The organism is Mycobacterium sp. NPDC003323 (assembly GCF_053589535.1).
This window is the reverse complement of record NZ_JBSFSB010000001.1, coordinates 845,749-860,876: the sequence shown is the minus strand read 5'-3', so window position 1 is coordinate 860,876 and position 15,128 is coordinate 845,749. Positions and strand designations below refer to the sequence as shown.

Here is a 15,128-nt window from a genome sequence, read left to right as displayed (position 1 = left end):
CAGACTCGGCCGTGTCTCTCCCCCACCCCAGCCGGCGCGCATTGCTCAAGGGTGCGGTCATCCTCGGCGCACTGCCCATCGTGGGCTTCACGGGCCGACCGCTGCCCCGCGACCCGTTCACCCTGGGCGTGGCCTCCGGTGACCCCGCCCCCGACGGCATGGTCCTGTGGACCCGGTTGGCCATCGACCCGCTGGCGGGTGACGGCGCGGGCGGTATGCCCGCCCGCCCCGTCGATGTCGACTGGGAACTGGCCGCCGACGAGGCGTTCAGCCGGATCGAGCAGCGCGGCACCGTCACCGCGCTCCCCGAATCGGCGCACAGCGTGCACGTCGAACTGCATGGCCTGCGCCCCGGCGCCGACTACTTCTACCGGTTCCGCGCCGAAGGCCACCTCTCGGCACCGGCGCGCACCCGCACCGCGCCGGCACCGGGCAGCCTGGCACCCATGACCATGTGCGTGGCGTCCTGCTCGCACTACGAGCAGGGCTGGTTCACCGCGTACCGACGGCTGGCCGAGGACCAACCGGATCTCGTTGTGCACCTTGGCGATTACCACTACGAGTATGCAGCGGGCAAGGGTGGCGCCGCCCGCGTACGCGATCATGTCGGACCCGAGACGGTGACCCTGGCCAACTACCGGCAGCGCTACGCGCAGTACCGCACCGATCCCGACCTGCAGGCCGCACACGCCGCCGCGCCGTGGCTGGTGGTGTTCGACGATCACGAGATCGCCAACAACTGGGCCGACGAGATCCCCGAGAACCCCGATTTGTTCTTCGCGCGCCGCCGTGCGGCCGCGCTGCAGGCCTACTACGAGAACATGCCGCTGCGAGCGTCGGCCGCACCGCGGGGCATCGACATGCAGCTGTACCGCCGGGTGCCGTGGGGCACGTTGGCGACATTCCACATGCTCGACACCCGCCAATACCGCACCGACCAACCCTGCGGTGACGAGTTCCGCGCCGACTGCCCGCAGCGGCACGACCCGTCGGCGACCCTGACCGGCGCCGAGCAGGAACACTGGCTGCTCGACGGGTTCGCCACCTCACGGGCGCGCTGGGACATCCTGGGCCAGCAGGTGTTCTTCGGCGGCGTGGACATGACGCCCGGGCCGGAGGTCGGTGTCAATCCCGACGGCTGGGACGGCTACACCGCCAACCGGGACCGGGTGATCGCCGGGCTGACCACCTCTCCGGTACGCAATGCCGTGGTGCTGACGGGGGATATCCATTCCCATTGGGCGGCAACCGTTCACGCCGTCCCCGGCGGACCGCCGATCGCCACCGAACTGGTCACCACGTCGATCAGCTCCGGCGGTGACGGCTCGGACACCCGCGCCGAGGTCGAGGCGATCCTGCCGGAGAACCCACACATCAGGTACTTCAGCAATCGGCGCGGATACATCCGGGCGCGGATCACCCCCGACGACATCCGGGCCGATTTCCGGGTATTGCCCTACGTGTCGCGCCCCGGCGCGCCGGCCGATACCGGGGCGACGTTCGTCATCGCCGACCGGGAGCCGGACCTGCGCGCGCTGTGAATCAGGCCAGCGTCAGCATCCAGGCCGGGATCCAATGGGTCACCGGCCGCTCCCGGGTGCCGAACCGGATCTGATAGGTCACCAACCCCCACCACGCACCCTGCTCGCACAGACCCCAGCAGGTCAGCTCGGCCTCGACCACCCGGTGCATCTGCAGGCCGAGCGGATGGTGGCGGCCCCAGCGGCAGTGCGGCTGACGCGGGAACAGCGCGGCCAGGTCGACCAGGACGACCCGCGGCGGGTCGACGCGCCGGAACACCTCGCGCGTGGGCTGTCCGCCGTACCCGATGGCCTGCATCTCACCCACCGTTCGATCATATGTTCGAACGGCGGTTGCGGAAAAGCCGCCTAACGACCGTGTGCGTCGAAGAACACCGCCGCCGCCTGCGAGGCACTGAACGATCGGATGGCCGGCCCGACCTGGTCGGCCGGCAGGATCTCGGGCGCCCCCGGCCAGGTGTGCCCACCCCCGTCCACCCGCATGTAGACGACCTCGGAGCCCTCGGCACACGGATAGCTGACCCGTTCGACGTGCATACCGTCACCGGCGCCGGGCTGCGGTTCGATCAGTGGGGCCGGGTCGCAGCCGTTGAGAGCACGCCAGCTGTCCACCAGGGCGGTCGCGGCCAGGATGCTGCTGGCACCACCGCGACCCACCATCGGGCCACCGGCGAACGGCACGATCGGGTCCAGCGTGCCGTGCGTGGTCAGCACCGACACCGGGCGTGACGGATGACAGCCCATGTTGGCGCCCAGCGTCGCCCCGACCGGCGCGATGGCGGAGAAGACGTCGGCACGTTCACACGCCAACCGGTTCACCATGAATCCGCCGGCCGACAAACCGGTCGCGAACACCCGGCCGGGGTCGATGCCGAACTCCGCCGTCAGCCGCTCGACCAGGGCCACCAGGAAGCCGACATCGTCGACGCCGGTGCGGTCGGGCACCGAGGCACCTCGCCCGTCGGCCCAGCTGAAGTCGATGCCGTCGGGGTAGACGACGACGTACCCGCGCGCGTCGGCCACCGGGTTGAAGTTCGTCAGCGCAGCATGCTGGGCGCCGGTCTGACCGCCGGCGTGCAGGCTCACGACCAGACCGGTCGGCGGCCCGGGCGGCACGTGGAGCTGATAGGTCCGGCTCAGTCCCCCGAAGTCGATATGCGCCACGGGAGGCTGCGCCCGCGCAACAGGTAGGGGTCCCAGCACGCAGCCCAGTACCGCCAGCAACGATGCCGTGAGTTTCCCCCGCACCTGCGCGAGCTTAGATGCCGGCGCCGTACAGCGACTCGAACTTCTCGATCGACCGTTCGATATCACCCTTGACGGTGCGGGCGGCCACCGAACCGATCGGGCCGAACAGCGGTGGACCGCCCAGGTCGAGCGTGACGGCGAACGCGCAACCGGCCGAGGTCGGCTTGACCGCCATCTTCAACCCGTACTTGGTGCCGCCGACACCCTTGCCGGTGACCTCCAGCAGCCGGGGCGGATCCATCTTGCGCACGGTCCAGGTGACGCGATTGCGCATCCCCTTGGCACCGGCGACCCCGATCAGCGTCGTGCCGACCTCCAGTTCCTCGGGCACATCGCAGCGCCAGCCCTCGTGCATCACCAGCCAATCCCCCAACTCGGAGAGGTTGGCGGCATGCGCCCACGCCGCCTCGGGACTCAGCGTCAGTTCGCGGGACAGTTCAAGCTTGGCCATGGGCGAATGCTAGTAGGTTGGGCAGTCGTGGACGACGCACAGCGCAGCAGAGTCGATGCCGGAAATCTGACCGCAGTCTCGGAGACCGCGCTGCTCACCCTCAACGCCAGGGCCCATCAGGCGCGCCACCGTAAGCCGGTCATCGACGACCCGATGGCCATCCGACTCGTGGATGCCATCGAGTACGACTTCGACAAGTTCGGCCGCAAGGGCCAGGAGATGGCGTTGCGGGCCGTCGGCATAGACCGGGCCGCCACCGACTACCTGTCGACGCATCCGGCGGCCACGGTCGTTGCCCTCGCCGAGGGATTGCAGACCAGCTTCTGGCGACTGGTCAAGGCCCTGCGCAATGGTAGCTTCCGTTGGCTCACAGTCGACTTCGAGCCCATCATCGCGCTGCGGGAGAAGCTGCTACCGGCCGATCCGCGGATCACCGCACTGGCGCAGTCCGCCCTGGACTACAGCTGGATGGACCGCGTCGACACCGCCAACGGCGTGTTCATCACCGCCGAGGGCCTGCTGATGTACCTGCAACCCGACGAGGCGATGGGACTGATCACCGAGTGCGCCAAGCGTTTTCCGGGCGGCCAGATGATCTTCGACCTGCCGCCGGTGATCGTGAAGAAGCTGACCCGCAAGAACGGGATGCGCTCGTCGCGACGATACCGCGTGCCGCCCATGCCGTTCAGCCTGGCACCGGATGAGCTGGCCGATCTGGTCAACACCGTGCCGGGGATCCGCGCCGTGCACGACCTGCCGATCCCCAGGGGTCGCGGTCTGCTGTTCGGCAAGCTGTTTCCCGCGTACTGGCAATGGAATTGGAGCAAACAGTACCGGGGTGCTTACACCCTGCTGGAATTCGGCTGATGACAAGCTATGTCGCGCTGTTGCGCGGCATAAATGTCGGGGGCAAGAACATCATCGCCATGCGGGACCTGCGCGCGGCGCTGGATGAGCACGGTTATGACAATGTCAGCACCTACATCCAGTCGGGCAATGTGCTGTTCGACACCGATGCCGACGCCGCAACCCTGGAATCCGACGTCGAGGCCGTGCTGGAGAAGGCGTTCGGGGTACCGCTGGTCGTCGTCATCCGCTCGCACCGTCAACTGCAGTCGGTGATCAGCGAGGCGCCGAAGGGTTTCGGTACCGACCCGGACACCTATTACAGCGATGCGGTGTTCCTCAAGGCGCCGCTTGCCGCCGAACAGGTGATGAGCATCCTCGAGTTGCGTGAGGGTGTCGACCACGCCTGGCCGGGCAACGGCGTCGTCTATTTCGCCCGACTCGGCGCCGAGCGCACCAAGAGCAAGATGAGCAAGATCACCGCCAAACCCGAGTACAAGCAGATGACCATCCGCAACTGGAGAACGACCGTCAAACTGCTGAATCTGCTCGACGCTCAGAGCCCCAGCAGGTAGGCGATCACCGCGATCGACGGCACCGAGGCCAGCGTGGTGATCAACGTGGCGTTGCGCGCCAGCGATTCACCGCGTTCGAACACCGAGGCGTAGGTGTTCAGATTCTGTGCCGCCGGTAACGCCGCCAACACCGTGGCGATCGCCGTCTGCTCGGCCGACAGCCCGAATGCCCATCGTGCCAACACATACGCCAGCGCCGGCATCACCAGCACCTTGAACACGATCGCCAGCCACAGGTCCACCCGGTTCTCGCGGTCATCACGACCGGTCTGGCTGACCAGGGCGATACCGAAGGCGATCAGCACGGTCGGAATGGCCAGATCGGCCAGCAGCTCCAACGGCTGGTGCACAGCCCGCGGCAGCGTGACCCCGGTGAACGCCAGCAGCGTCCCGATGGCGCTGGCCACGATGATCGGGTTGGTCACCAGACTCCTGACCTGCGCGCCGATCGCACCGCCGTCCCGCCCGGCGGAGTTGATGATGCCCACACCCAGGGGCACCAGCACCACGGTCTGGAACACGATGAGCGCCGACACCTCGGTGGTGCTGCCCAGCACGTAGGCACTCAGCGGAATGCCCAGATTGCCCGAGTTCACCCACGACGCCGCCCACGCACCGATCGTGGCATCGGCACGATCACGACGCCGAAGCGTCACCGCGATCACGAAGTACACACCGAACATCACCATCGTGGTCAGCGAGGACACCAACAGCGGCAACGAAAAGACCTGCGATGGAGTGGAATCGGCCAGCGACAACAGCAGCAGGGCGGGCACCCCGATGTGGAAGGCGACCCGGTTGAGCACCATGCGCGCGTTGTCGCCGAGCACATTGCCGCGCCCGACGATCATGCCCACGACGATGATGATGGCGATGACGGCGAAGGCCTCCAGCACCGCCAGCACCGCACACTCCTTCGCTCACCACACCTCATCGGTGATTATCGCAGCCGCAGCGATGAGTTCTGCCATCGCAACCGGTCGGTAGCTGCATGACAGAGGACACCATGACGGCCACGCTGGTCGTGGACGCCCGACCCGATGCGATCTTCGACATCCTGACCGATCCATCCACACATGGCGCCATCGACGGCACCGGCCGGGTGCAGCCACCCGTCGATCCCGCACCGCTGACCGCAGTCGGACAGATTTTCCGGATGCGCATGTATCACCCGAACCATCCGAACGGCCACTACGAGATGGCCAACCGGGTCGAGGTGCTCGACCGGCCGCGCGCCCGATGTGTCGCCACATCACCGCGACATCGAGTTCCCGCCGTTTCCGCCCAGCCATCTGCAGACCTCGCTGCGCCATCTCGCCGAGCTGGCTCGCCGGCCGAGTGCGCCCTAACGCGTGGCCAGTTCGCGCAGCACCAGATCCGTCGTCGCCCAGTCCATGCACTTGTCGGTGACGGACTGACCATAGGTCAGCGGCCGGGCCTCGGGTGCCTGGGCTCCGGCGACCAGAAAGCTCTCCAGCATGACGCCGCTGACCGGCGCCCCGTCGCGCACCAGCTGGGCGACCTCGGCGGCCACCGCCGCCTGGCGCACATGGTCCTTGCCGGAATTGGCGTGGCTGCAGTCGATCACGAGTCGGCCGGGCAGGCCGACGGCGGTCAGTTTGGCCGCGGCCGCGCTGATCGATTCGGCACCGTAATTGGGCCCATCCGTGCCGCCGCGCAGGATCACGTGGCAGTCCTCGTTGCCGACGGTGGTCACCAGGGCGCCCCGGCCCATATCGTCCATTCCGAAGAAGACGTGCTGTGCGGCAGCGGCTTTCACACCGTCCACGGCGACCTGGATGTTCCCGTCCGTACCGTTCTTGAAGCCCACCGGCATGGACAGCCCGGAGGCGAGCTGGCGGTGCACCTGCGATTCGGTGGTCCGCGCACCGATGGCGCCCCACGCGACCGCGTCGGCGATGTACTGCGGGCTGGTCGGCTCGAGGAACTCGCAACCCACCGGCAGACCGATATCGATGATGTCGAGCAGCAGCTGGCGGGCGGTGCGCAGGCCACGCGCGACGTCGAAGGTGTTGTCCATCCCCGGGTCGTTGATCAGGCCCTTCCAGCCGATCGTGGTGCGCGGCTTCTCGAAGTACACCCGCATGACGATCTTGAGCCGGTCTCCGAGCTCGTCGGCGACCTTGACCAGCCGGCTGGCGTAATCCAACGCCGCTTCCGGATCGTGGACCGAACAGGGACCCACCACGACCAGGAGACGATCATCACGTCCGGCCAGGATCTCGGCGACCTCTTCGCGATCGCGGGCCACCCGTTCCGCCCGCCGCGGCCCCAACGGGAACTCGGTGAGCACATCGTGCGGGCTGGGAATCTCGCTGAAACTGCGGATCCGCCGGTCCGATGTCTCGGGTGCGGTGGCGATCTGCGCCATGTTCATGTGCTGAGGTGCCTTCCTGGTATGGGCACCTACGTGAGTCCGGCGCCCTGTAATGACGAAAGGCAGCGACCTGAATGGTCACTGCCTGGGCTCCGGGTGGATGCGCGGTTAAGTCAGCGCTTCATCGGCTCCGCCCGGAGCCTTGATAAAGCGCCAATAGGCGACGCATCCACCGATGTTCACGACGGCCACGTTACACGGCCGTCGCGATACGGCAAAAGCGCCCCCCGGGATATCTCAGGGCTTGAGCCGCCAGGCGTATCCGGCAATCCCGATCCCGATGAGGGCGATGATCGGGCCCAGCACCGACCACGTCGTGGTGTTGCTCATCGGACTCCCGCCCACCGCACCGAAACCCTGCAGGGCGAACAGGGTGCCGAACAGGGCCACCACGATTCCGATGCTCAACACCGCGATACGCATGCCCTCGACAGTAGCCTCGGCAATGATGCGTGAAACCTCTTTCCTGGACCGGACCCGCGACGGCTATGACCGCACGGCCGCCGGCTATGTCACCGCATTCGGCAATCACCTCGACGACAAACCACTCGACCGGGCAATGCTGCGCGCCTTCGCCGAGATGGTGCCCGCGGATCACCGGGTCGTGGACATCGGGTGCGGCACCGGGGTGGCCACCGCCGTCCTGCAGCGCCACGGTGTCGCTGTTTTGGGAATCGACCTGTCCCCCAATATGATCGCGCACGCGCGTCGCCGTCACCCGGATATCGAATTCACGGTCGGATCGATGACCCGGCTCGACCTGCCGGACGCCGCGATCGGTGGGCTGTGCGCGTGGTACTCGACCATCCACGTTCCCGACGAGGCACTGCCGGCGGTGTTCGCGGAATTCCATCGGGTGCTGATTCCCGGCGGCGTGGCACTGCTGGCCTTCCAGGTCGGCGATCACCCCCGGCACTTGACCGAAGCCTTCGGTGAAGAGGTCGATCTGCTGTTTCACCGTCGCCGGCCCGACACGGTTGCCGATCTCCTGCGCGACGCGGGCCTGCCGGTGCACGTACGGGTAACCCGCGAGCCCGACGACGACGGTGTTGAATCGACACCGCAGGGGTATCTCATTGCCCGCAAACCGATCTCAGGAGCAGATTCCGCGTGACCGACCGCATCGAAGTCCAGCGCACCATCGCCGCACCGGCCGGCGACATCTTCGCCGTGTTGACCGACCCGCACGGGCATGTTGCCATCGACGCCTCCGGCATGCTGCAGGATGCCACCGGCGAGCCCGCACGCCAGGTCGGCGACCAGTTCGTCGTCCACATGGACCGCGAGGCGCTCAACGATTTCCCGATGGGCCGCTACGACGTGACCGTCGACATCGTCGACTACGAGCAGGACCGGTTGATCGCCTGGACCATCCTGGGCCAGATCAAACCGCAGATCGGCCACGTCTACGGCTACCGCCTGGAACCGATCGAGGACGCAACGGTGGTCACCTCGTTCTACGACTGGTCGGCCATCGACGACAAGTGGCGCGAGGCGGGCATCTTCCCGGTGATCCCGGAGACCGCACTGCGCGCGACCCTGGGCATCCTGGATCGGACGGTGCGCCGCGGGTATCCCCGCCCATAACGTCAACCAACAGTTGACGCATGGAGAAAGTCAACCTACGGTTGACGCATGACCGATTCCGTCAGCCTCGACGAACTCATCCGCACCATCAAGTCCGTGCACACCGACGCCCTCGAACAGCTCTCCGACGCCGTCCTGGCCGCCGAACACCTCGGCGAGGTCGCCGACCACCTCGTCGGACACTTCGTCGACCAGGCCCGCCGATCCGGCGCCTCCTGGACCGAGATCGGGGCCAGCATGGGCGTGACCAAACAGGCCGCCCAGAAGCGGTTCGTCCCCAAGGGCGACACCATCGACCCGAACGAGGGGTTCGCCCGCTTCACCCCGCGCGCCCGGTCGGCGGTGGTGTTCAGCCAGAACGCCGCGCGCGACGCGCAGAACATCGAGATCACCCCGGACCATCTGCTGCTGGGACTGCTCGTCGACACCGAGTCCGTGGCGATCGCCGTGCTGCAATCCCAGGGAGTCGGCCCGGACGCCATCCGGGAGGCCATCGCCCTGCCGCCCGCGAGCGGCCAAGCCCTGGACCTGGTGCCGTTCAACGGACCCGCCAAGAAGGTCCTTGAGCTGACCTTCCGTGAGGCACTTCGGTTGGGCCACAACTACATCGGCACCGAGCACATGCTGCTGGCGCTGCTGGAATCCGAGGACGGTGACGGCACCCTGCATCGCCTGGGTGTCGACAAGGACCGGGTGACCGCCAAGGTCGTCGAACTACTCGACTCCATCACGGGAATGAAACCGCGCGCCTAGCTGTCCATCTCCCACATGGAACTCACCTCAGCCGCACGCGACCTCATCGGGTCCGGCGCCGACGCCACCCTTGTCACCATCAACGCCGACGGCAGTCCGCAGGCCTCGGTGGTGTGGGTGGCATGGCGGTCCACTCCCGACGGCGACGAACTGGTGGCCGCCCACCTGTCGGACAAGTATCAGAAGGTCCGCAACATCCGGCGCGACGGACGGGTCATCGCCACCGTGCTCGCGCCGAGCCGACCGGGCCTGCAGCGCGAGTATCTGACGGTGGCCGGCACCGCCCGCATCGTCGACGGTGGTGCCCCCGAACTGCTCAAAGAGCTCGCGGTGGCCATGCTGGGCTCCGACGAGCACTTCCCGCCCAAGGACGCACCGCAGGGTTTCCTGACCCGGATCCGCATCGAATCCGTCGGCGGCATGGGCCCCTGGGTGGGCTAAACCTCCGAGCCGCCGCCGGGCATGTGCCATCATGCGAGGCAGCAAAGGGAGGGTTCGTATGTCGCGCTTGTTGTCGGTGCTCTTCGCCGTGGTGACGATGATGGCCGTCGGTGTCGCACCGCCGGCCACGGCCGCCGAGACGCCGATCGGCAATCTCGGGGAGACGCTGCGCGTCGAATTCGACGACTTCGTCGCCGATGTGACCGTGCACGACGTGCTGCCGGTGCCGGTCCCGCCGGGCTGGGGCTGGAACGGGTCGCCGCGCTGGCGGGCGCAGGGTGGACCGTGGCGGGCCGACGTGACCGTCAACGTCATCTCGGCACCCAACCCCTACAAGCTCTCGATCGCCACCGCCTTCAACGGTGTCACCCCCTATGCCGACGCCTACGCCTCCAAGCACACCGATGCCCCGGACGCGCTGGAGAAGGCACTGCTCAACGCCGCGCCGGGGTCGACCGTCAAGGGCGGGGTCTACTGGGACGTCTACCGCGCGCTGGTGACCAATGTGGTGATGATCAACCCGCAGACCGGAACCCATCTGGCGCAGTGGAACATCTGGCAGCCCGGCACCCCGCTGCCTTGATCCGGCCCGCCGGCGGCGCCGATCTCGACGAACTCGCCGCGGTGGCCGCGACCACGTTCCCGCTGGCCTGCCCGCCCGGTGTCACCGAGGCCAACATCGCGGCGTTCATCGCCGACCACCTGTCGGTGACCGCATTCGGCCGTTACCTGCAGGACCCGGACCGAAAGGTCCTCATCGCCCGCGACGAGACGCGAATCCTCGGTTACGCCATGCTGATTCGCGGTGTACCCGATGATGCCGATGTGGCGCGGGCGGTGCCGCTGCGCCCGGCGATGGAACTGTCCAAGATGTATGTGCTGCCCGACGCACACGGCGCCGGCGTGTCGGCCGCGCTGATGGCCGAGTCGCTACGCCACAGCGCCGACTCGGGCGCGGTCTGCGTCTGGCTCGGCGTGAACCAGGACAATGTTCGGGCCCAGCGCTTCTACGCCAAGTCCGGCTTCGAGATCACCGGCACCAAGACCTTCCGACTAGGTGACAGCATCGAGAGCGACTACGTGATGACGGTCAAACTCGGCTGAGGACATCGCGGGCGACGGACAGCGTCTCGTCCGGATGCGTGAGATGCACCGAGTGTGTGGAATCGGGCCAGCACGTCAACGTCGCGCCCAGCGCATCGGCCAGCCTCCGGTGGGCCACCCATGTCGTGCTCGACGGTGAGCGGTCGGCGGTGACGACGACAGCGGGCACCCGGGGCAGGTCCGACTCGTCGAAGCCGGCTGCGACCGCACCCAGCCCGGTGACCGCGTGCGCGAGTTCGACCAGATCGGCCTCGGCGGCGATGCGGTTTTGTGCGGCAGCACAATCGGCGCGCATACCGCGTGCCTGCGCAGCCGCGCCACGTACTGCGCGGGCCTTGAAAAGCCGGTGCAGCAACGGAATTCGCGCCACCGCGCCGACGGCACGGAATGCCCACTCGGCCCGGCGGCACAGCGCCGCATCGTTGATCGGTGTGACGTCCAGCAGGACCAGACCGGCCACGTCGCCGGGGTGCTCGGCGGCCAGGAGCAGGGCGATGGCACCGCCCAGACTCTGACCGATGACGATGACCGGTCCCAGGCCGAGACGCGTGATCAAGTCGTGCAGGTGCGCCGAAGCTTCGCTCAGCGGCACGGCGATGTCATGCACGATGACACGGCAGCCCGGTTCGGCGACAAGGGATTCCGCCAGTCCGGGAAAGAACCCCGCGCAACGCGCACCGGCGCCGGGAATCAACAGGACGGCCGGGCCGGTCTCCCCGAGGACCTGCATCCCTACTTCGACTGCGCCGCGGCCGTCAGCGCCAACAGACGCGAGGTGGCGCGCAGGTACTTCTTGCGGAAGCCACCGGCGACCATCTCGTCGCTGAAGATGGTGTCCAGCTTGGTCCCCGAGGCCAGGATCGGCACGCCGGCGTCATAGAGCCGGTCGGTCAACGCCACCAGCCGCAGCGCGACGCTCTGATCGGTGATCGGGTGCACACCGGTGATGAACACTTCCTTCACCCCGTCGATCAACGCGTGGTAGCGCGAAGGATGCATGGTCGCCAGGTGCGCGCACAAGGCGTCGAAATCATCCAAGGTCGCACCGTCGACCCCGGTGGCACGGGCGCGAACCTCGTCGTCGGACAGCGGCTCGGGAGCCGGCGGCAACCCGCGGTGCCGGTAGTCCGGGCCCTCGACGCGCACGGTCGTGAAGATCGCTGCCAGGGTGTTGATCTCCCGCAGGAAGTCCTGCGCGGCGAACCGGCCCTCCCCCAGCTGCTCGGGCAGGGTGTTGGAGGTGGCGGCGATGGACACCCCGCGCTCCACCAGCGCCGACAGCAGCCGCGAGATCAGCGTGGTGTTGCCCGGGTCGTCGAGCTCGAACTCGTCGATGCAGACCACCACGTACTCGCCGAGCAGATCGATGCACTCGGTGAAGCCGAAGACCCCGGCCAGCTGCGTCAGCTCACCGAAGGTCGCGAACGCCGTCGGCGCCACATCGGCGCCCGACAGCGCGTAATAGGTCGAGGCCAGCAGGTGGGTCTTGCCGACGCCGAACCCGCCGTCGAGGTACACCCCGACGCCGGGCAGCACCTCTTTCTTGCCGAACAGTTTCTTCTTGCCGGCCCGGCGCTGCAGCGCCTGATCACAGAACGACCGGCACTTCTCCACGGCCGCGGCCTGCGACGGTTCTGCCGGATCGGGTCGATAGGTGTCGAAGCTGACATCGGCGAACGTCGGCGGCGGGACCAACCGCGCCACCAGTTGTTCCGGCGTGACTTTCGGGTGCCGATCCACCAGGCCGTCGACACCTGCGCCGCTTTGCATGTCGTGCACCCTATCGACGTGCTGCAATGAAACCCATGCCGGATAGCGCCGCTGGGACGGAATTCACAACGCTGGGACCCGTCGACACCCCGGACACCGAGCTCGCGCAGCGGTACGCCTACCCCGAGGATCCGCGGTCATGCTGGGTGCGGGCCAACTTCATCAGCAGCCTCGACGGTGCGGCCACCGCCGAGGGCAGATCCGGTGTGCTGGGCGGCCCCGGCGACCGGGCGTTGTACCGACTGATGCGCGAGCTGGCCGATGTGGTGCTGGTGGGCGCGGGCACGGTGCGCGTCGAGGGGTATTCGGGCGCGCAACTCGGTGCCGCCGAGCGGCAGCGCCGCAACGCCCGCGGACAGGGCGAGGTACCGCCGATCGCCATCGTCACCCGGTCCGGCTCGCTGGACCACACGCTGCCGGTGTTCACCCAGACCGAGATCGCCCCGCTGATCCTGACCGCCCGCAACTCGGCCGCCGACACCCGCACCCGGCTGGCCGGACTGGCCGATGTGCACGACTGCTCGTCGGACGATCCCGGCGCCGTCGACCTCTCCGTCGCGTTGCGCACGCTGGCCGAGCGCAACCTCATGCGCGTGCTCACCGAGGGCGGTCCCAGCCTGCTGGGCGCGCTGATCGCCGGCGGCATGCTCGACGAGCTGTGCCTGACCATCGCCCCCACCCTGGTGGGCGGGACCGCCAAACGCATCACCGAGGGCCACTCCGAGGCGCTCACCCGGATGCGGCGCAGACACACGCTCACCGACGACGACGGTTACCTGTACACGCGCTACAGCCGCGACTGATCCGGCGCCGTCGATCGCTACTGTGGTCGGCATGCGTGTGGTGCCTGGCCTGAAGTCGGCGATCGCCCTGTCTGCGGTCACAGTCCTGCTGACATCGTGCGCCCCGCTGCTGGCCGCCAACCCGCGCTACGCCACCGATGACGGTGCCGGCCCGCAGGGTGTGCCGGAACCGACCACCGCCGCGGCCGGCCCTCCCGCGGTGGAGGCCCCCCAGAACGATCCGCTGAACTGGTCGGACTGCACGGCGCAAACGTTCCGCGACGCCGCCGTGCCGGCCGTACCCGGCGTCACCCTGGAATGCGCCGACTACGTCGCCGACCTGGATCCCATCAAGGGGGCCACCGGATCCCTGAACATCGGTGTCGTCCGGGCGAGCAGCGCCGACACACCCGACGATGCCGGCCCGCTGGTGATGACCACCGGGAGCGACCTGCCCTCCTCGACGCAGCTTCCGGTCTGGCTGTCGCGGTCGGGCACCGATGTGCTCAAGACCCATCCGATCGTCGCCGTCGACCGGCGCGGGATGGGCCTGTCCGAGGCGATCGAATGCCGCGACCTGTTCGACCGTCAGGAGATGATCGACCAGACCCAGTTCGAGCCCGGTGATGATCCGGTGGCCAATCTGAGCGCGATCGTGCAGACCGCGACCACCACCTGCACCGACCAGATCGCCCCCGGCGACTCGGCATACGACAACGCCCACGCCGCCGAGGACATCGAGCGGCTGCGCAGCACCTGGGAGGTGCCCACCATCGCGCTGCTGGGCATCGGCAACGGCGCACAGGTCGCGCTGGCCTACGCCGGCTCGCACCCGGACAAGGTGTCGCGATTGGTGCTCGACTCGCCGCTGCCGCTGGCGATCGGGGCCGAGGCCGCCGCCGAACAGAAGGTCAAGGGTCAGCAGGCCGCACTCGACGCGTTCGCCCAGCAGTGCACCGCCGTCAACTGCCCGCTGGGCCCCGACCCCAAGGGCGCGGTCGACGCGCTGCTCAGCGCGGCACGCGACGGCAACGGCCCCAACGGCGCATCCGAGGCGGCCGTCGCCGATGCCATCACCACCGCGCTGGCCTACCCGCGCGGTGACCGGGTGGCCGCCACCAACGCGCTGGCCGGTGCCATCGCCTCGGCCCGCGGCGGTGACACCGCCGCGATGACCGATCTGATCGCCCAGGCCGAGGACCTACGCCGGACCGATGGCCAGTTCGTCAACAGCTGCAGCGACGCCCTCAACCGGCCCACGCCGGACCGGGTGCGCGAACTCGTCGTCGCCTGGGACCGCATCTACCCGCAGTTCGGCTCGGTCGGCGCGCTGCGCATGGTCGACTGCCTGAGCTGGCCCAGCGGCACCGCGCCCGAGGACCCTGCCAACCTGAAGATCCCGACACTGCTGCTCGGCGTGCAGAACGACCCGATCATCGGCAACGAGGGCGTGGCTGCGGTGGCGGCGACGATCATCAATGCCGGATCGAACAGCAAGCGGGTGATCTTCCAGGGCATCGGACACGGCGCCGGCATCTATTCGCCGTGCGCGCTGCCGCCGGTGATCGGCTACCTGGCCGAGGGCAAACTGCCCGAGACCGACACGTTCTGCCCTGCCTGAGGAGGCCGTCA

At 68.1% G+C, this 15,128-nt stretch carries 19 protein-coding genes; 11 read left to right on the top strand and 8 right to left on the bottom strand.

The features are described 5' to 3' along the window. Window positions 1–11 precede the first annotated feature (11 nt). Window positions 12–1,541, top strand: coding sequence for an alkaline phosphatase D family protein (locus ACWDUN_RS03935; RefSeq protein WP_449924818.1), 1,530 nt, complete (start codon window positions 12–14; stop codon window positions 1,539–1,541). Between the two features lies 1 nt (window position 1,542). Here the strand turns inward: ACWDUN_RS03935 and ACWDUN_RS03930 are convergent, their stop codons facing one another. Genes ACWDUN_RS03930 through ACWDUN_RS03920 form a run of 3 tightly spaced genes read right to left on the bottom strand, consistent with a single transcriptional unit; the run spans window position 1,543 to window position 3,240 of the window. Next, on the bottom strand, window positions 1,543–1,848 hold the full coding sequence (locus ACWDUN_RS03930) for a hypothetical protein (RefSeq protein WP_449924816.1): 306 nt from the start codon (window positions 1,846–1,848) through the stop codon (window positions 1,543–1,545). A 41-nt stretch (window positions 1,849–1,889) separates the two neighbouring features. Then, the gene (locus tag ACWDUN_RS03925) at window positions 1,890–2,789 is read right to left on the bottom strand and encodes an extracellular catalytic domain type 1 short-chain-length polyhydroxyalkanoate depolymerase (protein ID WP_449924814.1); all 900 of its coding nucleotides are present in this window, start codon (window positions 2,787–2,789) and stop codon (window positions 1,890–1,892) included. A gap of 10 nt (window positions 2,790–2,799) precedes the next feature. Continuing rightward, on the bottom strand, window positions 2,800–3,240 hold the full coding sequence (locus ACWDUN_RS03920) for a type II toxin-antitoxin system Rv0910 family toxin (protein ID WP_449924812.1): 441 nt from the start codon (window positions 3,238–3,240) through the stop codon (window positions 2,800–2,802). A 6-nt stretch (window positions 3,241–3,246) separates the two neighbouring features. Here ACWDUN_RS03920 and ACWDUN_RS03915 point away from each other — a divergent pair, with 6 nt between their 5' ends. Then, entirely contained in the window at window positions 3,247–4,107 is an 861-nt protein-coding gene (locus tag ACWDUN_RS03915; protein ID WP_449924809.1) for a class I SAM-dependent methyltransferase, read from the top strand. Then, the gene (locus ACWDUN_RS03910) at window positions 4,107–4,661 is read left to right on the top strand and encodes a DUF1697 domain-containing protein (RefSeq protein ID WP_449924806.1); all 555 of its coding nucleotides are present in this window, start codon (window positions 4,107–4,109) and stop codon (window positions 4,659–4,661) included. The genes ACWDUN_RS03915 and ACWDUN_RS03910 overlap by 1 nt, the downstream gene beginning before the upstream one ends. Here ACWDUN_RS03910 and ACWDUN_RS03905 read toward each other — a convergent pair. The 3 genes from ACWDUN_RS03905 to ACWDUN_RS03895 all read right to left on the bottom strand — a co-directional run bounded on the left by ACWDUN_RS03905 (window position 4,643) and on the right by ACWDUN_RS03895 (window position 7,482). Continuing rightward, window positions 4,643–5,566 (bottom strand): AEC family transporter, encoded by a 924-nt coding sequence (locus tag ACWDUN_RS03905; protein ID WP_449924804.1) that lies wholly within the window; start codon window positions 5,564–5,566, stop codon window positions 4,643–4,645. The two genes, ACWDUN_RS03910 and ACWDUN_RS03905, sit on opposite strands and share 19 nt — an antisense overlap. A gap of 440 nt (window positions 5,567–6,006) precedes the next feature. Continuing rightward, window positions 6,007–7,059 (bottom strand): 3-deoxy-7-phosphoheptulonate synthase, encoded by a 1,053-nt coding sequence (locus tag ACWDUN_RS03900; RefSeq protein WP_449924801.1) that lies wholly within the window; start codon window positions 7,057–7,059, stop codon window positions 6,007–6,009. Window positions 7,060–7,296: 237 nt separating this feature from the next. Continuing rightward, a complete protein-coding gene (locus ACWDUN_RS03895) occupies window positions 7,297–7,482 on the bottom strand; it encodes a hypothetical protein (protein ID WP_449924798.1) in 186 nt (61 codons plus the stop codon). A gap of 25 nt (window positions 7,483–7,507) precedes the next feature. Here ACWDUN_RS03895 and ACWDUN_RS03890 point away from each other — a divergent pair, with 25 nt between their 5' ends. Genes ACWDUN_RS03890 through ACWDUN_RS03865 form a run of 6 tightly spaced genes read left to right on the top strand, consistent with a single transcriptional unit; the run spans window position 7,508 to window position 10,944 of the window. Next, window positions 7,508–8,173 (top strand): class I SAM-dependent DNA methyltransferase, encoded by a 666-nt coding sequence (locus tag ACWDUN_RS03890; protein ID WP_449924795.1) that lies wholly within the window; start codon window positions 7,508–7,510, stop codon window positions 8,171–8,173. After that, window positions 8,170–8,646: an SRPBCC family protein gene (locus ACWDUN_RS03885; protein ID WP_449924793.1), complete on the top strand. Its 477-nt coding sequence runs from the start codon at window positions 8,170–8,172 to the stop codon at window positions 8,644–8,646. The genes ACWDUN_RS03890 and ACWDUN_RS03885 overlap by 4 nt, the downstream gene beginning before the upstream one ends. Window positions 8,647–8,694: 48 nt before the next feature. Beyond that, window positions 8,695–9,399: a Clp protease N-terminal domain-containing protein gene (locus ACWDUN_RS03880; protein ID WP_449924790.1), complete on the top strand. Its 705-nt coding sequence runs from the start codon at window positions 8,695–8,697 to the stop codon at window positions 9,397–9,399. A gap of 15 nt (window positions 9,400–9,414) precedes the next feature. Beyond that, entirely contained in the window at window positions 9,415–9,840 is a 426-nt protein-coding gene (locus ACWDUN_RS03875; RefSeq protein WP_449924788.1) for a PPOX class F420-dependent oxidoreductase, read from the top strand. A gap of 58 nt (window positions 9,841–9,898) precedes the next feature. Beyond that, a complete protein-coding gene (locus tag ACWDUN_RS03870; RefSeq protein ID WP_449924785.1) occupies window positions 9,899–10,423 on the top strand; it encodes a hypothetical protein in 525 nt (174 codons plus the stop codon). Then, window positions 10,387–10,944 (top strand): N-acetyltransferase family protein, encoded by a 558-nt coding sequence (locus ACWDUN_RS03865; protein WP_449924782.1) that lies wholly within the window; start codon window positions 10,387–10,389, stop codon window positions 10,942–10,944. The genes ACWDUN_RS03870 and ACWDUN_RS03865 overlap by 37 nt, the downstream gene beginning before the upstream one ends. On the opposite strand, the gene ACWDUN_RS03860 is transcribed toward ACWDUN_RS03865, so the two are convergent. Continuing rightward, window positions 10,931–11,674: an alpha/beta fold hydrolase gene (locus ACWDUN_RS03860; protein ID WP_449924780.1), complete on the bottom strand. Its 744-nt coding sequence runs from the start codon at window positions 11,672–11,674 to the stop codon at window positions 10,931–10,933. The two genes, ACWDUN_RS03865 and ACWDUN_RS03860, sit on opposite strands and share 14 nt — an antisense overlap. A 2-nt stretch (window positions 11,675–11,676) precedes the next feature. Continuing rightward, the gene (zapE, locus tag ACWDUN_RS03855; RefSeq protein ID WP_449924777.1) at window positions 11,677–12,714 is read right to left on the bottom strand and encodes a cell division protein ZapE; all 1,038 of its coding nucleotides are present in this window, start codon (window positions 12,712–12,714) and stop codon (window positions 11,677–11,679) included. Window positions 12,715–12,749: 35 nt separating this feature from the next. Between zapE and ACWDUN_RS03850 the strand changes: the two genes are divergently transcribed. Both ACWDUN_RS03850 and ACWDUN_RS03845 read left to right on the top strand, forming a co-directional pair. Then, the gene (locus ACWDUN_RS03850) at window positions 12,750–13,517 is read left to right on the top strand and encodes a pyrimidine reductase family protein (protein WP_449924774.1); all 768 of its coding nucleotides are present in this window, start codon (window positions 12,750–12,752) and stop codon (window positions 13,515–13,517) included. Between the two features lie 31 nt (window positions 13,518–13,548). After that, window positions 13,549–15,117, top strand: coding sequence for an alpha/beta hydrolase (locus ACWDUN_RS03845; RefSeq protein ID WP_449924772.1), 1,569 nt, complete (start codon window positions 13,549–13,551; stop codon window positions 15,115–15,117). Window positions 15,118–15,128: the final 11 nt, after the last annotated feature.

Excerpts from the sequence above, each read along its gene's own strand:
- ACWDUN_RS03920 (WP_449924812.1), bottom strand. The coding sequence starts at position 3,240 with ATGGCCAAGCTTGAACTGTCCCGCGAACTGACGCTGAGTCCCGAGGCG.
- ACWDUN_RS03915 (WP_449924809.1), top strand. The coding sequence starts at position 3,247 with ATGCTAGTAGGTTGGGCAGTCGTGGACGACGCACAGCGCAGCAGAGTC.
- ACWDUN_RS03910 (WP_449924806.1), top strand. The coding sequence starts at position 4,107 with ATGACAAGCTATGTCGCGCTGTTGCGCGGCATAAATGTCGGGGGCAAG.
- ACWDUN_RS03900 (WP_449924801.1), bottom strand. The coding sequence starts at position 7,059 with ATGAACATGGCGCAGATCGCCACCGCACCCGAGACATCGGACCGGCGG.
- ACWDUN_RS03895 (WP_449924798.1), bottom strand. The coding sequence starts at position 7,482 with ATGCGTATCGCGGTGTTGAGCATCGGAATCGTGGTGGCCCTGTTCGGC.
- ACWDUN_RS03890 (WP_449924795.1), top strand. The coding sequence starts at position 7,508 with ATGCGTGAAACCTCTTTCCTGGACCGGACCCGCGACGGCTATGACCGC.
- ACWDUN_RS03880 (WP_449924790.1), top strand. The coding sequence starts at position 8,695 with ATGACCGATTCCGTCAGCCTCGACGAACTCATCCGCACCATCAAGTCC.
- ACWDUN_RS03875 (WP_449924788.1), top strand. The coding sequence starts at position 9,415 with ATGGAACTCACCTCAGCCGCACGCGACCTCATCGGGTCCGGCGCCGAC.
- ACWDUN_RS03870 (WP_449924785.1), top strand. The coding sequence starts at position 9,899 with ATGTCGCGCTTGTTGTCGGTGCTCTTCGCCGTGGTGACGATGATGGCC.
- ACWDUN_RS03860 (WP_449924780.1), bottom strand. The coding sequence starts at position 11,674 with ATGCAGGTCCTCGGGGAGACCGGCCCGGCCGTCCTGTTGATTCCCGGC.
- zapE (WP_449924777.1), bottom strand. The coding sequence starts at position 12,714 with ATGCAAAGCGGCGCAGGTGTCGACGGCCTGGTGGATCGGCACCCGAAA.
- ACWDUN_RS03850 (WP_449924774.1), top strand. The coding sequence starts at position 12,750 with ATGCCGGATAGCGCCGCTGGGACGGAATTCACAACGCTGGGACCCGTC.
- ACWDUN_RS03845 (WP_449924772.1), top strand. The coding sequence starts at position 13,549 with ATGCGTGTGGTGCCTGGCCTGAAGTCGGCGATCGCCCTGTCTGCGGTC.